Genomic DNA, 17,208 nt, shown 5'->3' with positions numbered 1-17,208 from the left:
GAGAAATATACTACATTTGTTTTTCGATATTTAATCAATACTTATGTTAATGTCCGACAGCCTTATTATTATTCCAACTTACAACGAACGAGAAAATATAGAAAACATTATTCGTACAGTTTTCACATTGGATAAACAATTTCATGCACTGGTAGTAGAAGACAATTCTCCAGACGGAACAGCAGCCATCGTGAAAGAACTGCAAAATGAGTTTCCCAATCAGCTTTTTATTCTTGAACGCAAAGAGAAATCCGGTTTAGGAACTGCCTATATTGCCGGATTCAAATGGGCATTAGCGCATGATTATAAGTATATCTTCGAGATGGATGCCGACTTTTCGCATAATCCCAAGGATTTGTCTAAGTTATATAAAGCATGTGCCGAAGACGGAGGCGATTTAGCTGTTGGCTCGCGTTATGTAAGTGGAGTAAATGTAGTAAACTGGCCTATGGGACGTGTACTGATGTCGTGGTGTGCATCTAAATATGTACAAATGATTACTCGCATGTCTGTGCACGATACCACCGCCGGATTCGTTTGTTATCGTCGGGAAGTTTTAGAAACTATCGGTCTGGATAATATTCGTTTTAAAGGATATGCATTCCAGATAGAAATGAAATTTACTGCTTATAAATGTGGATTTAAGATTGTTGAAGTACCGGTTATATTTGTGAATCGCGAATTGGGCACCTCCAAAATGAACACAAGCATTTTTGGTGAAGCCATGTTTGGAGTTATTAGTATGAAAATAAAAAGCTGGTTCCATAAATACCCTCAAAAGAAATGAAACGTACCCTTATAAAAAATGCTATCATTGTAAACGAAGGTCAAAAGGTTTACGGCTCGGTAGTGATTGAAGGCGAAAAAATAGTCGAGATATTAGTTCAAGGAGAAGAAACAAGTACTCCTTGCGAAGAAATAATTGATGCAGAAGGTTCATATCTGCTTCCCGGAGTAATTGACGATCATGTACACTTTCGCGATCCCGGATTAACGCAGAAAGCAGATATTACCACCGAAAGTCGGGCAGCCGTGGCTGGAGGAGTAACCTCTATTATGGATATGCCAAACACCAATCCGCAAACAGTAACATTGGATGCGTGGCATGAGAAGATGGAGTTGATGGCTGCCAAGTCACTTGTAAACTACTCTTGCTACTTTGGAGCAACTAACAATAATTATTCTCTTTTCAGTCAATTAGATGCTCATCGTGTATGTGGCATTAAATTGTTTATGGGATCGAGCACCGGCAATATGCTGGTAGATCAAATGAGTAGCCTGATGAATATCTTTAATGGTACAGACTTACTTATTGCCGCGCACTGTGAAAATCAGGACATAATTAAAAAGAATACAGAATTCTATAAAGAAGAATACGGTATCGGAGAAGGAACAGACATAGATATACCATTACGTTTTCATCCTGAAATACGTTCGGTGGAAGCCTGTTATGAATCGTCTAAACTGGCCATAGAATTAGCACAGAAAGCAAATGCTCGTCTTCATTTGCTTCATTTAACTACAGCCAAGGAATTGGAACTGTTCGAGAACAAGCCTTTAAGCGAAAAGAGAATAACGGCAGAAGCCTGTATACCTCATTTAGTATTTACCGATGCTGATTATGAAACTTATGGAACTCGTATAAAATGCAATCCGGCCATTAAAACAGAGACTGACCGCAAAGCTTTACGCGAAGCTGTGAATACCGATTTAATAGATGTCATTGCCACAGATCATGCTCCTCACCAGCTTCAGGAAAAAGAAGGAGGAGCTTTAAAAGCAATGTCCGGAATGCCTATGATTCAATTTTCATTAGTCAGTATGTTGGAACTGGTGGATGAAGGAGTATTCGATATAGAAAAGGTGGTGGAGAAGATGTGCCATGCTCCTGCTCAAATTTACCAGATAAATAACAGAGGTTATATCAGGCCGGGGTATCAGGCAGATTTAGTATTAGTTAAGCCATCCAGTTCATGGGTGATAACTACCGATAGCATCTATAGTAAATGTAAATGGAGTCCACTTGAAGGGCACACTTTCAACTGGAAAGTTGATAAAACCTTTGTGAATGGTACGCTTGTTTACACAGATGAACAAATAAGCGATACTCACAGAGGGCAAGAACTTAGGTTTAGATGATTATCACCTACTCTATTCATCAAATAGCGCCATACATCAACTGGATTTACTTTTTCCATGCATGGGGCTTTCAACCACGTTTTGCAGCCATTGCAGATATACATGGTTGTGATGTTTGTCGTGCTTCCTGGCTTACTACTTTTCCAGAATCGGATCGTCCTAAAGCCTCCGAGGCTATGCAGCTATACAAAGAAGCGAACCGGATGCTTAATCAATTGGATAAAGAGTATAAAGTACAAACTATTTTCAAATTGTGTAAAGCTAATGGAGATGGTGACAATCTGCTATTAGATGGAACAGTTCTTCCGTTGCTCCGTCAGCAGACAGTCAAAAAAGAGCATGATCCTTATTTGTGTTTGAGTGATTTTGTACGTCCTCTTTCTTCCGGTATTTCAGATACGGTAGGAGTATTTGCAACCTGCTCTGACCCCGAAATTGAGGAGCTATATGCCAATGACCCTTATAAGCATCTACTTGTTCAAACATTAGCAGATCGTTTGGCAGAAGCTGGTACCGAAAAGATGCATGAGTATGTAAGGAAGGAAGTCTGGGGATATGCAAAAGACGAACAGCTTTCTATCAAAGAATTGCTTGTCGAAAAGTATCAGGGAATACGGCCAGCAATTGGTTATCCTTCTCTTCCGGATCAATCTGTGAATTTTATACTGAATGATATCATTCAAATGAATCAAATCGGTATTAGTCTCACGGAAAATGGGATGATGCTTCCCCATGCGGCTGTTTCGGGTATTATGATATCTCATCCTGCTTCTCACTATTTTACAATAGGAAAAATAGGAGAAGATCAGCTCAAAGATTACGCCTTACGCAGAGGAATAGATGTAGATACTATGAGGAAATTTTTAGGAGGAAATATATAGAAACCATTTTGAATTCTCCTCTCTTCTTGTGATTTTTCTATTTCATATATAAAAAACTCATCTATCATAATCTTAGAAATATCAGAAAGAACTTAGATGACTTGAAAGAGATAGAAAAAAATAAAACGCTATAATGCTGATTATGAGTGGTAAATGAATTTTATTCAAAAAAAATATCTCAAATAGTTTGTTTATTAAAAAATAACCTCTACCTTTGCAACGCTTTAGGAGAAAAGCACAACACTTTTTCGGGGTGTAGCGCAGTCCGGTTAGCGCACCTGCTTTGGGAGCAGGGGGTCCCAGGTTCGAATCCTGGTACCCCGACAGAAATAAAGAGGCTTAAACAAATGTTTTAAGTCTCTTTGTTTTTTAGTACTAACGAAAGAACATTAGCCAGCGCGACCGCTATCCCTTCAAATAAAAATCTTTAGTCAAAGCCGCATATTCATCACTATAACAATGCCTTTCCTTTTCCAGCAATAATTCTCTAATTTCATTTTGTCCTCCCCCCATCCCTAAAACAAATGTAATTAAGCACCTTTTAGGATTCTTTCCAGGAGTCGTGATTATATTTAGTTGTCTGCATGGAAACAAATTATAATCTTCTGCCACAGACTTAACCGAATCAGAAACGTCGTAAGGGATGATGATCGAAAACTCTCCAAGATCATTTAAAATAGCAGAAACACCTTGTAGCAAATCACTATAAGGCAGAGAATAATTATGCCGGGCAGCAGTACGGGATTCTACAGGAGAAGTAAGCGAATCAACAAAAAATGGTGGATTAGATACTATAATATCAAATTTTTCCTTAGAAGTATAAACATTGAAATCTATACAAACTACTTCCATTCTGTCTTTCCAAGGGGATTCCAGAATGTTTTCTTCGGCTTGTTTTGCTGCCAGTGGGTCAATTTCTAAAGCGGTTATGTGCGCAGAAGATCTCTGAGCAAGCATTAAAGCTACCAAGCCTGTTCCTGTGCCAATGTCAAGTATGTTTTTGGCAGTATCTACTTTGGTCCATGCACCAAGCAATACACCATCTGTTCCTACTTTCATTGCACACCTATCCTGATGTATGCAAAACTGCTTGAATTTAAAATATGAATTACTCATTAATATTGTTGTTGAGAGAGAATTATCAAAAATAGATAAATATTTTAGAAATTCTTCATTTTAGAATATCATGCGATACTGTTTTTTTGTTTTTTATAGGAATACCACTTTTTAATTAATGAGAATAGATTAACTTTGCATTCGCTTTTATATGTATGCGTACAAGATACAAACTAATTTGATTAAAATGAAAGAAGAAAATTATCAGATTGAGAGAGAATTTGACGATGAACAAGAAGATGCTTTTTCTTTGATTGCTGATTTTGAAGGAAGTGAAATTCAACCCAATATCAATATAAAACAAGACGAAGAAATCCCCGTTTTACCATTAAGAGACATGGTGCTCTTTCCACAAGTATTTCTACCTATTTCTGTTGGTCGGAAATCATCATTGAAACTTGTTCGTGAGGCAGAAAAAAGCAAAAAATACATTGCTGTTGTTTGTCAGAAAGAAGCTCATATAAACGAACCTTTTTTTGATGATTTACATAAAGTTGGAGCAATAGCTAAGGTAGTACGTATTCTGGAAATGCCGGATCTCACTACCACTGCCATACTTCAAGGGGTAAAACGAATGGAGCTTAAGGATTTAACCAAGCTTCGCCCCTATTTAGCAGGACAAATTGATTTATTGGAAGATGAAGTTCCACCAAAAGAGGATAAGGAATTTGTAGCATTAGCTGAGACCTGCAAAGATCTGGCTATGCGTTATATGAAGTCTTCAGATAGTTTTCCACAAGACTCTGCATTTACTCTTAAGAACATGAATAATCACATGTTTCTGATAGATTTTATCTGCACAAACATCCCTTTCAAGAAAGAAGAAAAGATTGAGTTACTGGAAATTAACTCTTTAAGAAAACGTGCTTATCGTTTACTTGAGATACTAAACCGCGAAGTACAGCTTGCTGATTTGAAAGCATCTATACAGATGCGCGCCAAAGAGGATATTGACCAACAGCAACGCGAATACTTCCTGCAACAGCAAATTAAAACTATTCAAGATGAGCTGGGAGGTAGTACTCAAGAGCAGGAAGTAGAAGAAATGCGCGAAAAAGGCATGAGAATGCCTTGGGGAGAAGACGTTAGAAATGTATTCTTAAAAGAACTGGCTAAGTTAGAAAGAGTTCACCCTCAATCACCTGATTACAGTGTACAGCTCAACTATCTTCAAACGATGCTTGCTCTTCCATGGAAAGTATATACAGAAGACAACCTGAATTTGGTTCAAGCTGAAAAAACTTTAGATAAAGATCATTATGGTTTGGAGAAGGTAAAAGAACGTATCTTAGAACATTTGGCTGTTTTAAAGCTGAAACAAGATATGAAATCTCCGATTATATGTTTATATGGCCCTCCGGGAGTCGGAAAAACTTCTTTAGGAAAGTCAATAGCTTCTGCCTTAAAAAGAAAATATGTTCGTATGTCTTTGGGAGGAGTTCATGATGAAGCAGAAATCCGTGGGCATCGTAAAACTTATATAGGCGCTATGCCTGGAAGAATTATAAAAAGCTTGATAAAAGCAGGTTCTTCTAATCCGGTATTTATTTTGGATGAAATAGATAAAATGAGTTCAGATAGACAGGGAGATCCTTCTTCTGCGATGTTAGAAGTATTGGATCCCGAGCAAAACATGGCTTTCCATGACAACTATCTAGATATAGATTATGACCTCTCTAAAGTAATGTTTATTGCCACTGCTAATAATCTTAACTCCATTCCCGGACCTTTGTTAGATCGTATGGAGTTGATAGAGATTAGTGGTTATATCACTGAAGAAAAGAAAGAAATAGCTCGCAAGCATCTTGTACCTAAAGCTTTGGAAGCTACCGGTATGAAGAAAAATGACGTAAAATTACCTAAAACTACCTTAGAAGCAGTAATTGAATCATATACACGTGAAAGTGGTGTTCGTGAACTGGAAAAGAAAATAGGAAAAATCCTTCGTAAGATAGCACGTCAATATGCTACAGACGGATATATCAGTAAAACAGAAATCAAGCCTGATGATTTATATGAATACTTAGGAGCTCCGGAAGTTACACGAGATAAGTATCAAGGAAACGAGTATGCAGGTGTAGTTACAGGTTTGGCTTGGACAGCTGTCGGAGGCGAAATTTTATTTGTTGAAACCAGTCTAAGTCGTGGTAAAGGTAGCCGTTTGACATTAACAGGTAATTTGGGAGATGTAATGAAAGAATCTGCTATGTTAGCTTTGGAGTACATTAAATCTCATGCTCCATTATTGGCTCTGAATGATGAAATCTTTGAAAACTGGAACATCCATATACACGTTCCGGAAGGTGCCATACCTAAAGACGGTCCTTCAGCAGGTATCACAATGGCTACATCTCTTGCATCGGCTTTAACCCAAAGGAAGGTAAAAGCAAATTTGGCTATGACAGGTGAAATAACTCTTCGTGGAAAAGTTCTTCCTGTTGGGGGAATTAAAGAAAAGATATTGGCAGCAAAACGTGCCGGAATCAAAGAAATTATTCTTAGCGATGAAAACAAAAAGAATATTGACGAGATTGAAGATATCTATTTAAAAGGACTGACATTCCACTATGTTAAAGATATAAAAGAGGTTTTTGCTATAGCACTTACTAAAGAAAAAGTGAGCGATGCTATAGATTTAACTATAAAGAAAAACTAAAAGAATGACATTTGAGCTGCAACATACAGATTCGAAAACGAATGCTCGTGCAGGATTATTAACTACGGATCATGGACAGATTCAAACTCCCATCTTTATGCCAGTGGGTACATTGGGTACTGTTAAAGGAGTGCATCAAACAGAATTAACGAATGACATAAAAGCCCAGATTATACTGGGTAATACTTATCATTTATATTTAAGACCAGGAACTGATGTAATTGAAAAGGCCGGAGGATTGCATAAATTCAATGGTTTTAGTCGTCCTATGTTGACAGACAGTGGAGGATTTCAAGTGTTTTCTCTTTCCGGAATTCGCAAATTGCGTGAGGAAGGTGCCGAATTTCGTTCTCATATTGACGGGAGCAAGCATTTCTTTACTCCTGAATTCGTGATGGATATTGAACGTTCCATAGGTGCGGATATTATGATGGCCTTTGATGAATGTCCTCCGGGAGATTCTGATTATCAATATGCAAAAAAATCTCTCGGATTGACTCATCGCTGGTTGGATAGATGTATTAAACGCTTCAATGAAACAGAGCCAAAATATGGGTATAATCAATCTTTGTTCCCCATTGTACAAGGATGCATTTATCCTGATTTACGTAAACAATCTGCAGAATATATTGCATCTAAAGAAGCTGATGGTAATGCGATTGGCGGACTTGCTGTAGGTGAGCCAGTAGACAAAATGTACGAAATGATTGAGCTGGTAAATGCGATTCTTCCGAAAGATAAACCTCGCTATTTAATGGGAGTAGGTACACCTATTAATATATTGGAAGGCATTGAACGTGGAGTTGATATGTTTGATTGTGTTATGCCCACCAGAAATGGTCGAAATGGCATGTTATTTACCAAAGAAGGTATTATGAACATGCGTAACAAGAAATGGGAAACCGATTTCTCTCCTATTGAAGCGGATGGTGCCTCTTATGTAGATACTTTATATAGTAAAGCATATCTTCGTCATCTGTTCCATGCACAAGAACTTTTGGCAATGCAAATAGCCTCTGTTCATAATTTAGCATTCTATCTTTGGTTAGCGGGGGAAGCACGCAGACATATAATAGAAGGCGATTTTTCTATATGGAAACCTATGATGGTAAAAAAACTGGCAACAAGACTTTAACTTATGGGCAAAATACTGAAACGATTAGATTTATATATCATTAAAAAGTTCTTAGGGACTTATATATTTGCAATTGCTCTTATCATATCTATAGCCGTTGTATTTGACTTTAATGAGAAACTGGATAAATTCATCACTAATAATGCCCCTTGGCAGGCTATTGTTTTTGATTACTATTTAAATTTTATTCCATATTTCGCTAATCTTTTCAGTTCACTCTTTGTATTTATCTCTGTTATCTTCTTTACCTCAAAACTCGCTGAGAATTCAGAGATCATAGCAATGTTCTCTACAGGCATGAGTTTCAAGCGACTAATGAGGCCTTACATGATTTCGGCTGCTATCATAGCTATAGCAACATTTGCACTAAGTGCTTATGTAATTCCTAAGGGAAGTGTTACCCGATTAGAGTTTGAAAATAAATACGTAAAAAAAAGTAAGATACTTACAGCTCGAAATATTCAGTTAGAAGTTGATTCCGGAGTTATTGCCTATATTGAGAGATATCAGGATTATAACAACACTGGTTATCGTTTTTCTTTAGATAAGTTTAAAGACAAAAAGCTTGTTTCTCACCTTACAGCACGTAGTATCACGTATGATACAACAAGTACATATCGTTGGACTATTAAAGACTATACCATTCGTGAAGTTGGTGGATTCAAAGAAAAGATTGTAACAGGTGACCGAATTGATTCTATTATAAAGATGCAACCTTCTGATTTTCTTATCACAAGAAATCAACAGGAGATGCTCACCACTCCACAATTAGGTGAATATATTGACCAACAAAAAAGACGTGGGTTTGCCAATATCAAGGAATTTGAGATAGAATATCACAGAAGAATATCAGCATCATTTGCAGCCTTCATATTAACAGCTATAGGTCTTTCCCTCTCTTCTCGCAAAGTAAAAGGAGGAATGGGACTTCATCTGGGTATTGGTTTAGGATTAAGCTTTTCGCTTATTCTATTTCAAACGGTTTCTTCTACATTTGCGGTGAATGGGAGTATGCCTCCTGCATTAGCTGTTTGGATTCCTAATATTGTATATACATTTATTGCCATTTATTTGTATAGGAAAGCTCCTAAATAGAGTAAATTAAACTCCCCAAAAGCAGTTATAAAACTAACTCTTCAAATAATCGTTGGAGGGTTTCGTCCAAATTATCTGAGAAGCCAGGATGAGGGCGAGATGTTTGAATGGATGAACTTCTTACAGCAGTAAGCCAACGAAAGCGTTCTGCAATATCTAAGAAAGATATAGATGTATTCAATGCTTTTCCCAGACATATTTCTTCAAATGTGCGTAAATTATCACGAATAGAATCTATATCAAGCTCTGTAGAAAAAAACTGTATCTTATTTTCATCCAAATAGTAAAGAGCTTTTATGTATTTACTCTTTTTAGAAAAAAGAATAATACCCACATTTATAAATTCTTCACGCTCTACACGTGGTAGATAGCGGATTACAGCATATTCATACAAGTGTTTTTCGAGCATTTTTGGCTTCTTTTACAAAGATTTCAGAATGGCTTATTCTTTCTTTAAAGAACTGCATATATACATCTCTCTTTTGCTGTAGAGTATTGTTATTCCCTTCCCAATCAAACCAATCGTCTGGTATTGTATCAATAATGTTTTGTATTTTATCAAGTGTAAGTAATGCTTTAAATTGTTGATCAACTTCTTCTAATCTATCTGCTTTAGACAGGAGAACATGATGCTTAATTTCAGCAAAAGGGCTTAAAGCATGTTTCTGCGAATTAATCCAAGAATAATGGAAATAAAGAGAAGCACCATGATCAATAAGCCATAATTCTTTATGCCAAATAAGCATATTGGTATTCCTGACTGTTCGATCTATATTCGTTAATAATGCATCCAACCAAACAATTCTTGAAGCTGTCATTGAATCTATTTCATGAATAGCTGGATCAAATGCTAAAGCTCCTGATAGGAAATGTATTCCTAAATTCAATCCCCTACTCCATTGCAATAAATCCTGTATTTCTTCATCTCCTTCAGTACGTCCAAAAGCTTCATCCAAATTTAGAAATATAATTTCAGGTACTCTAAAGCCTAATAGACGGGCTATTTCGCCACCTACAAATTCTGCAATAAGTGCCTTGGTTCCATGTCCGGCGCCGCGGAATTTCAGAACATACTTAAAGCCGTCATCAGCTTCGACTAGTGCAGGCAAAGAACCTCCTTCACGTAAGGGTAAAATATATCTTGTTACATTCTCAGTACGTATATCTATCATAATGTATTCTGTTATTAAAAAATAAAGATACAACAATTAAAGACTTAAATAAAAAAAGTGCTGCTTACTTTTATAATAAACAACACTTTCATTTTTCATAAAAGCTAATTTTATTTCTATTTACAAACAACGATAAGCTTCATTTTCTTCTATCATTGTTCTGGCTTTTTCTTCCAGTTCTTAACAAAGTCCTTAATAAATAATATCCAACCTACACTGGCTACACCTGCAAGGAAAACGAAACCTATAAGAATCATTGGTTTTCGTGGTTTAGTTGCCTGCAATGGCACCGTAGCAGGCTGCAAAACTGTATAAACAGGGGTTATATCCTGAACTTTAGCTTTAGCCATTTGTAATTGTTGAGCAACCTGGTTATATATTCCATAAGTTAAGCTCATTTCATTTTGTAAACGATCCAGTTCAGTACGATAACTTTGTTTTGCTATATTTAGGTTGGCATCCATTGCCTTGGCATACTTTTGTTGAGCTATATAGTATTTTTCTTTTGCTTCATCATGTAGCTTTTGGGTAAATGCTAAATCATGACGTGCCTTATTTGTGCGATAATCTGTTATATAATTCTGTAGTCGATACATAACAGTATCAGTAAGAGTAGCAGATATTAATGGATCTTGCATTAAAACGGAAATAGTTGCTACTCCAGTTTTTTTATCTACTGACACAGAGATACGGCTACTTAAAGCTTTAGCAATGTTTGCTTCATCTCTGGTTAACATAAAAGGATCAAGAGCTGCTTTTTCACCCACTTCTTCATCCTTAAATAAAGATGTAAACCACCCTAACACTTTAAAGGGCGCTGAAATTACAGCACTCCACCAAGGTGCCCGTTGATGTTCATCTAAATAAGTGTATACTGTTAAATTAGGACCTAACTTCCCCTTAATATCTGTTATATTCACATCAAATAGGTCTGTAAGGAAAGGAGTTGAACTGACAATATCCGGATAAAGCTCTGGATAAATCGCATCCTCGCTGTTTTGCATTCCTATATTTACTCCAGCCATAGCAGCTAAAGCACCCATACCGCCTGATACTCCTTTTGATCCGGTTTCAGGAGTAATGGTCACTGTTGTTGTATATTCCTTAGGAATACTAAAGGCAACAACAATTCCTATCAATGCTGCTATTCCACACCATTTAAAAACAAGCTTCCTTTCATCCCAGATTTTTTGGGCTAATTCTATTAAATCTATCTCTTGCTCTTGACTTTGTTTAGAAGATGTATCTTGCATTTTTTCTTCGTTCTTCATATCAATTACTTAAGTAAGTTAACCAAACCTGTTATCACAGCAGCAAATGAAGCTACTGATGTTCCTATAGAAATAATTTCGCTGGTATTTCTTGCTTTTTTCTCTGGTTTTCCCGGAATTATAATTTCACATCCCGGTTCTATTAATTTAGAGCTATATTTAGACGCTCGAGCTACAGTACCATTCATATATACAATATATGCTTTACTTTTCTTTGCTCTGTATCCATAGCCGCCTGCTTGTTTTATGTAATACTTCAATTTTTCTCCTTTTTTATATACTACAGTATTAGGATACATTACAGTACCATTAATCTTCACTGTATTTACATGCTCAGGAATAAACAATTGATCACCTTCACGAAGTACCAAATCAGCATCTGAGCCGGGTTTATTTAAAGCTTTTTCCAAATCAATACCTACAGAGTATGAAGATATTCCTACTTCTAAGTGCTTCATTGATACAGAATCATCTGCACTATCTTTCACGGCAAATCTAGTAACATCACCTTCGCGACGTTTTTCTTCTTCGGTCATTTGACGGGTTAATCTTGCTCCTTTCACATAAGCATCCGGTGTTATACCTCCTGCCTTTTTTATTATATCACTTAAACGTTCATTTTTCTGAGTTAAAGCAAAATTTCCGCCAAAGAGTACTTGTCCTGTAACAGTTACATTTTGTTGTTGTTGATAGGCCGGACTCTTACGAATATAAATCTCATCAAAAGGTTCAAGATAAAATTCATTCCCATCTCCCATAATATAACCATCTTTTATTTCAAAAGAATAAGTCTGGCCAATAATACTGGAAGCAGTTGCACCTTTGGGGTCTTTAATACGACGTGCTACATCCACACGAGCTGTAGACGCTGCTTCCAAAAGTCCACCTGCTTGAATAATTAAGTCCTCGATAGTAGTTTTTAATGTATACGAATAGCTTCCCGGACGAGCTACCAGTCCATGTACAGTAACCATTTCAGATTCTTTGAGATCATGTATACTTGGAATATAAAGTATATCATTACGTTGTAAAACTATATCCGGAACAGTACCATTTATCATTCCTCTCAAGTCTATTGGAATAAGCTCTATGCTTAAGTCCTCAAGTTCACGTTGTAACTGAATGCGATTTAGAAATGCATCACCTCTTAATCCTTCTGCCTTCGCAATTAGTTGCTTAACTGTCCTTACCCCATCTCCTATTTGATACATGCCATCTCTATATACAGCACCACGTATTTCTACCCTATTTTCAAAACGATCAAGAACAGCTCCAATAGATATCGCATCTTCATCAAATAGTTTAAAAACGGAAAAATCCATTTCATCAATGTTATATATCTGTTTTTCACGACCACTTAGACGAATCAAACGAACTGTTTTATCATAGGCATCTCCTGTGAATCCTCCTGCATACTTCAATAAAGTGGCAACAGTTTCGCCTTTCTTCATCTCATAATACATAGGTCTTTTTACTTTACCAGATATATTAACTAAACAATCATAAGGAGGTACAATCACCACATCACCTTCCATTAAGCGAATATCATCACTTGTTTTTCCTTGAAGAATGTACTCATATACATCAACATCAGCTATTTTCTTCCCTGCTCTAACAACTTGGATACTACGCATACTACCAATGGGATTTACACCTCCGGCTTTATATAGAGCATGGAATAAAGTTGAGAAAGAAGAAAGACGATAGGTACCTGGAGACGCAACTTCTCCCATAATATTAATTTGGATTGTACGAATTTGCCCTAAAGTAAGTTTTACCTGAGATGTATTATCTGATATAGCAGAATAAATTTTGCTTAATTCATTCCGCATATAATTCTCCGCTTTCTCTATGGTCATTCCACTTAAATAAACTGGTCCCAGTTTATTAATAGAAATACTTCCTTCAGGAGATATCGTTTGACTTATTGTACTTTCAGAATCTCCCCAAATATTAATAATTACTTCATCGCCAGGACCTAGTTGATAATTTACCGGTGTAGCCATATTTGAATTAGGCTCAAAGGATAGTGTCCGGTTGGTAAAATATCCTCTACCAAAGACTAATTTAGCAGCTGCTACTGAGGATTTCTTTTCAGTAGGATCTTCCACTTTAGCTTCTATCTCATCAAAAGAGGTTGTACTTACACTTTCTTGTGCATTTTCTCTTAAGTTCTTTCTTCCACGAACAATACCTGATGGCTGGCTTTCACTTCCTTGAGATGCCTCATATTTATTTTTAATTCTTTCTACTTGTTCACGAGTAACACCACGCCTCACTAATTCGGTTGTCATTTGTGCTTGAGTAAGCCCTTGTTGCTGAGCGTCTTTCACATACTGAATCACCTGATCGTCCGACATACTCTGAGCAAAAGCCATTCCTGAGAGTATAAAAACTAACAAAAAAAGTGTAATAAATCTATGCATATAATATTTTAATTAATCCTCATTAATCTATAGTTAAATATATAAATCGGTGGCAAAGTTAATATTATTTTTATAATTTCTTTTCAGATATTGAAATTAAGCTGGATTTTTGCACCTACTAACAATCACTAATATAGTTCAGTTGATAAAGTAACACATTCGCAACGCGTAGGTCGCTGGTTTTAGTCTGACTATCGGCTCAATCAATAATAAATATTTCTCTCTATTTTGCGTTCAAATAAGGAGATAATTATTACTATTAGGCGAAACAAGTAAATTGAACTTATTTAGAAGAACTTTACTCTAAGAATCAAAATGTCTTTTAAAGAACAATAGTTGATATACAATAGCATTTACCCAATATTCCCAGTTATGCTTACCAGGTCTTACTATATAGTCATGATCTAATTTCTTATCTAATAGAGCCTGATGAAAATTATTATTTACTGTAAAAAAGAAATCGTCTGTTCCGCAATCTATAATCATAGCCAATTCTTCTTTTTTTAGCTTATTTAATTGATTGATAACAGTATGATTTTCCCAAAGTTCTTGATTCTCTTGTGCTTCTCCTAATTGCTTGTTCATTTCCCAGTTTTTAGGGAAAGGACGAATATCCACTCCACCACTCATGCTTCCCACAGCTCCAAAAATGTCAGTATGTCGGATTGCATTCCACATAGCGCCATGCCCTCCCATGCTTAATCCGGTAATAGCTCTTTTTTCTTTAGAGGGTATTGTGGGATAATTAAAGTCAATATATGTAATCAATTCTTTAGAAATAAATGTTTCATATTTATAAGAAGAATCTTTAGGGCTATCCCAATACCAACTATTTTTTCCATCAGGACATACTATGATCACTTGAAATTGATCAGCAAGTAGAGGTATATTTGCTTTGGAATGAATCCAACTCATTTCATTACCTCCATATCCATGTAAAAGATAAACAACAGGAAAGGCGGTTACACTCTCATTGTCAGGAGTTATTACTGTCGTTTTAATATTCTTATCCATTGCTCCACTATATACATCTATAGTATCAATACGAGATGCAGTAACAGACAGGGAGATAAAAAGGAAAAGACAGGCTATATTATATCGCATAAGTATAGAATTTATTATTTTTTCTTTTTAATAGCATTATAAACCGTTTCTGCTATTACAGCAGCTCCCTTTTCATTGGGATGTATTTTATCTGGGAAGTTTTCCGGCATACCATCTGTGGCCGATTGTAGGTCAATGGTTCGAAGTTTATTCTTTTTGGCTACCTTTTTAATATAAGGTATTACACTATTTTCTATAATACTATCATTTATTCCAAATGCAACTCCGTATGCTTTGGCTGGATAACAAAGGTATATTTGGGGTTTTGAAGAAAGATTTTTCAGTATGTTGATCATTGTTTGCATATCATTGGAAAATTCTTCTTTATACTTCCAATTTTGAGGTTTACTATCATTCGTACCCAATTTTATAACAACAATATCCGGAAGGTATTTTTGCACTTCTTGGAACTTATCCTCCTTCATATAAGGTCGATCACCATTATTCAATAAAGTTCTTCCACTTATTCCATAATTGCGAACTTCATATTTATCGCCCAACAATTTTCCTAAAACAGCAGGATAGCTATCATTTGCACGATCTTTAATTCCTGAACCATAGGTAATACTATTCCCTATACAAGCTACTTTTATTGCTTTTTCTTGAGCAACAGCCACCAGTACTATAGCTAATGATAAACATAAGAGATAAATTCTTTTTTTCATCTTCATAAATATTATAATTCCACTTTCATCTTTATATATTAGACAATAATTCTGCAAAATTATCTTTTTTCTTAAGAAAATGGCACAAAAATTTAAATTTAAAAATATTTTTGTATCTTTGAGAAAGGAGCTAACTGCCTATCTATATCCGATTTTAATTGAGTATTAACTAACTAAATTATATTCGGCATGAAAACACGTTACATTCTAACATTATTAACAGCTATGCTGTTGGTGTCTATCAATGTTACAGCTCAGAAAAAAGGAGCTAAATTCAAAGAAGCCAAACTAAAAGGTATTTGGCAGATGTGTGTGTATATCGCTGAGAATCCTGAAACTCCGGGAGAGTTAAAGCCCAGCAATACATTTAAAGTACTAAGCGATGATGGTCGCATCACTAATTTTACTGTGATTCCTAACAGAGGAGCAATTATCACAGGTATGGGTACATACAAGCAAGTATCGGATACGATATATAACGAATATATTAAGCGATCCATTCACCTACCAATGCTTAATGAGCAAGTTAATGCACTCCATTTTAATATCAAAGACGAAGATTATCTCAGTCTTAAGTTCTACATTGAAAAAGATGAGAATGGGAATGTATTAGATACTTGGCATCATGAAACTTGGGTAAGAGTAGATATGCCAGACAAGTATCCGGAAGACCTTGTAAGATGATTTAAATTTATACAAAATAGAAGGCGAAAGTGTATTCATAAACGCTTTCGCCTTCTATTTATTTTTTATCTTTTTTCTTATCTCAAACGATCGGCAGCTTTTACCAATACTTCATCTTTACCAATTGCTCTAATAGCTAAATAATTAAATATAATAGCAACTAAAGGTAGAGATAAAGCCCAATTCATTTGATATATGGCATCTAAATCACTCTTTATTGAAAATAAGAAAACCAAAAACGCAATATAATAACCTACTAATACAACTGTATTAAATATGCACATTCTAAGTTGTAAAACTCTATTTTTAAACAAAAGAATAGTAGCAAAGGCTATAATAGTAGATAATAATAAAAGAGAGAATAGTCCCCATGTTGAATAAAAGCCATCTGGAGATTTAACTCCAAAGGCTGTAAATTCGTAAGTCACCATTTCTCTATCAACAAAAGCACCGAAAGGCAAGCATACACTTGCAACTAACAGCGCTACAACAAGTAACAGATAGACCGTTTGGATACGTTGAATCATATTACTGCAATTTTTCTTTTTCTTTTGCCGGATTTCTGTAGTATACTTTTCCTTCTAAATACTCTTGTGATGCAATCAATGTAGCTTTAGGAAGTTTTTCATAGTAACGAGAAATCTCTATTTGCTCTCTATTTTCGAAAACTTCTTCCAGGTTATCATTATAAGATGCAAATTCCTGCAATTTCTTGGAAAGATCACTCTTTATTTCTACGCTAATTTGATTAGAGCGTTTGCCAATGATTGCCACTGTTTCATAAACATTACCAGTATCAGCACATAACTCCATCATATCACGGGTAACTGTACTCGCAGGAGCATTCGTTTTTCTGTAGTCCAT

The 17,208-nt window shown here is 35.8% G+C and carries 15 protein-coding genes, 1 tRNA gene and 1 pseudogene; 8 read left to right on the top strand and 9 right to left on the bottom strand.

Annotated elements, in window-relative coordinates:
* Positions 1 to 43: 43 nt before the first annotated feature.
* The 4 genes from D0T60_RS03760 (at position 44) to D0T60_RS03745 (ending at position 3,344) form a co-directional block, all read left to right on the top strand.
* Positions 44 to 787 carry a polyprenol monophosphomannose synthase gene (locus tag D0T60_RS03760; RefSeq protein ID WP_163216820.1) on the top strand — a complete coding sequence of 248 codons (744 nt, stop codon included), beginning with the start codon at positions 44 to 46 and terminating at the stop codon, positions 785 to 787.
* A complete protein-coding gene (locus tag D0T60_RS03755) occupies positions 784 to 2,139 on the top strand; it encodes a dihydroorotase (RefSeq protein ID WP_163216819.1) in 1,356 nt (451 codons plus the stop codon). The genes D0T60_RS03760 and D0T60_RS03755 overlap by 4 nt, the downstream gene beginning before the upstream one ends.
* On the top strand, positions 2,136 to 3,020 hold the full coding sequence (locus D0T60_RS03750; RefSeq protein WP_163216818.1) for a vitamin B12 dependent-methionine synthase activation domain-containing protein: 885 nt from the start codon (positions 2,136 to 2,138) through the stop codon (positions 3,018 to 3,020). Before D0T60_RS03755 ends, D0T60_RS03750 begins: the two co-directional genes overlap by 4 nt.
* 249 nt (positions 3,021 to 3,269) lie before the next feature.
* Positions 3,270 to 3,344: transfer RNA gene (locus D0T60_RS03745), tRNA-Pro, on the top strand.
* Between the two features lie 81 nt (positions 3,345 to 3,425).
* On the opposite strand, the gene D0T60_RS03740 is transcribed toward D0T60_RS03745, so the two are convergent.
* On the bottom strand, positions 3,426 to 4,136 hold the full coding sequence (locus D0T60_RS03740; protein ID WP_163216817.1) for a tRNA1(Val) (adenine(37)-N6)-methyltransferase: 711 nt from the start codon (positions 4,134 to 4,136) through the stop codon (positions 3,426 to 3,428).
* A 187-nt stretch (positions 4,137 to 4,323) separates the two neighbouring features.
* Between D0T60_RS03740 and lon the strand changes: the two genes are divergently transcribed.
* Genes lon through D0T60_RS03725 form a run of 3 tightly spaced genes read left to right on the top strand, consistent with a single transcriptional unit; the run spans position 4,324 to position 9,022 of the window.
* On the top strand, positions 4,324 to 6,792 hold the full coding sequence (lon, locus tag D0T60_RS03735; protein ID WP_163216816.1) for an endopeptidase La: 2,469 nt from the start codon (positions 4,324 to 4,326) through the stop codon (positions 6,790 to 6,792).
* 4 nt (positions 6,793 to 6,796) lie between these two features.
* Complete coding sequence (tgt, locus tag D0T60_RS03730) at positions 6,797 to 7,927, top strand: tRNA guanosine(34) transglycosylase Tgt (RefSeq protein WP_163216815.1); 1,131 nt, start codon at positions 6,797 to 6,799, stop codon at positions 7,925 to 7,927.
* Positions 7,928 to 7,930: 3 nt separating this feature from the next.
* Positions 7,931 to 9,022: an LptF/LptG family permease gene (locus tag D0T60_RS03725; protein WP_163216814.1), complete on the top strand. Its 1,092-nt coding sequence runs from the start codon at positions 7,931 to 7,933 to the stop codon at positions 9,020 to 9,022.
* 25 nt (positions 9,023 to 9,047) lie between these two features.
* Here the strand turns inward: D0T60_RS03725 and D0T60_RS03720 are convergent, their stop codons facing one another.
* The 6 genes and pseudogenes from D0T60_RS03720 to D0T60_RS03695 all read right to left on the bottom strand — a co-directional run.
* Positions 9,048 to 9,431, bottom strand: a complete 384-nt coding sequence (locus D0T60_RS03720; RefSeq protein WP_163216813.1) for a DUF3037 domain-containing protein — start codon at positions 9,429 to 9,431, stop codon at positions 9,048 to 9,050.
* Positions 9,409 to 10,191: a HipA family kinase gene (locus D0T60_RS03715; protein WP_370524374.1), complete on the bottom strand. Its 783-nt coding sequence runs from the start codon at positions 10,189 to 10,191 to the stop codon at positions 9,409 to 9,411. Before D0T60_RS03715 ends, D0T60_RS03720 begins: the two co-directional genes overlap by 23 nt.
* A gap of 155 nt (positions 10,192 to 10,346) precedes the next feature.
* Positions 10,347 to 11,465, bottom strand: coding sequence for a Wzz/FepE/Etk N-terminal domain-containing protein (locus tag D0T60_RS03710; protein ID WP_163216811.1), 1,119 nt, complete (start codon positions 11,463 to 11,465; stop codon positions 10,347 to 10,349).
* A 5-nt stretch (positions 11,466 to 11,470) separates the two neighbouring features.
* Complete coding sequence (locus D0T60_RS03705; RefSeq protein WP_163216810.1) at positions 11,471 to 13,891, bottom strand: SLBB domain-containing protein; 2,421 nt, start codon at positions 13,889 to 13,891, stop codon at positions 11,471 to 11,473.
* A gap of 303 nt (positions 13,892 to 14,194) precedes the next feature.
* Complete coding sequence (locus D0T60_RS03700; protein WP_163216809.1) at positions 14,195 to 14,995, bottom strand: alpha/beta hydrolase family protein; 801 nt, start codon at positions 14,993 to 14,995, stop codon at positions 14,195 to 14,197.
* A 14-nt stretch (positions 14,996 to 15,009) separates the two neighbouring features.
* Positions 15,010 to 15,600, bottom strand: a pseudogene (locus D0T60_RS03695) (GDSL-type esterase/lipase family protein); the annotation flags it as partial.
* Between the two features lie 249 nt (positions 15,601 to 15,849).
* Here D0T60_RS03695 and D0T60_RS03690 point away from each other — a divergent pair.
* Positions 15,850 to 16,344, top strand: coding sequence for a DUF4488 domain-containing protein (locus D0T60_RS03690; RefSeq protein ID WP_163216807.1), 495 nt, complete (start codon positions 15,850 to 15,852; stop codon positions 16,342 to 16,344).
* Positions 16,345 to 16,421: 77 nt separating this feature from the next.
* Here D0T60_RS03690 and D0T60_RS03685 read toward each other — a convergent pair whose 3' ends face one another.
* Both D0T60_RS03685 and D0T60_RS03680 read right to left on the bottom strand, forming a co-directional pair.
* Positions 16,422 to 16,871, bottom strand: a complete 450-nt coding sequence (locus D0T60_RS03685) for a DUF4293 domain-containing protein (RefSeq protein ID WP_163216806.1) — start codon at positions 16,869 to 16,871, stop codon at positions 16,422 to 16,424.
* Position 16,872: 1 nt separating this feature from the next.
* A complete protein-coding gene (locus D0T60_RS03680) occupies positions 16,873 to 17,208 on the bottom strand; it encodes a DNA-directed RNA polymerase subunit omega (protein WP_163216805.1) in 336 nt (111 codons plus the stop codon).

This window comes from Bacteroides sp. 224 (assembly GCF_010500995.1).
Lineage (GTDB): Bacteria > Bacteroidota > Bacteroidia > Bacteroidales > Bacteroidaceae > Bacteroides.
This window is presented reverse-complemented; position numbering and strand designations above follow the sequence as displayed.

Coding starts and splice junctions, on each gene's coding strand:
- D0T60_RS03760 (WP_163216820.1), top strand. CDS start 44: ATGTTAATGTCCGACAGCCTTATTATTATTCCAACTTACAACGAACGA.
- D0T60_RS03755 (WP_163216819.1), top strand. CDS start 784: ATGAAACGTACCCTTATAAAAAATGCTATCATTGTAAACGAAGGTCAA.
- D0T60_RS03750 (WP_163216818.1), top strand. CDS start 2,136: ATGATTATCACCTACTCTATTCATCAAATAGCGCCATACATCAACTGG.
- D0T60_RS03740 (WP_163216817.1), bottom strand. CDS start 4,136: ATGAGTAATTCATATTTTAAATTCAAGCAGTTTTGCATACATCAGGAT.
- lon (WP_163216816.1), top strand. CDS start 4,324: ATGAAAGAAGAAAATTATCAGATTGAGAGAGAATTTGACGATGAACAA.
- tgt (WP_163216815.1), top strand. CDS start 6,797: ATGACATTTGAGCTGCAACATACAGATTCGAAAACGAATGCTCGTGCA.
- D0T60_RS03725 (WP_163216814.1), top strand. CDS start 7,931: ATGGGCAAAATACTGAAACGATTAGATTTATATATCATTAAAAAGTTC.
- D0T60_RS03720 (WP_163216813.1), bottom strand. CDS start 9,431: ATGCTCGAAAAACACTTGTATGAATATGCTGTAATCCGCTATCTACCA.
- D0T60_RS03710 (WP_163216811.1), bottom strand. CDS start 11,465: ATGAAGAACGAAGAAAAAATGCAAGATACATCTTCTAAACAAAGTCAA.
- D0T60_RS03705 (WP_163216810.1), bottom strand. CDS start 13,891: ATGCATAGATTTATTACACTTTTTTTGTTAGTTTTTATACTCTCAGGA.
- D0T60_RS03700 (WP_163216809.1), bottom strand. CDS start 14,995: ATGCGATATAATATAGCCTGTCTTTTCCTTTTTATCTCCCTGTCTGTT.
- D0T60_RS03690 (WP_163216807.1), top strand. CDS start 15,850: ATGAAAACACGTTACATTCTAACATTATTAACAGCTATGCTGTTGGTG.
- D0T60_RS03685 (WP_163216806.1), bottom strand. CDS start 16,871: ATGATTCAACGTATCCAAACGGTCTATCTGTTACTTGTTGTAGCGCTG.
- D0T60_RS03680 (WP_163216805.1), bottom strand. CDS start 17,208: ATGGACTACAGAAAAACGAATGCTCCTGCGAGTACAGTTACCCGTGAT.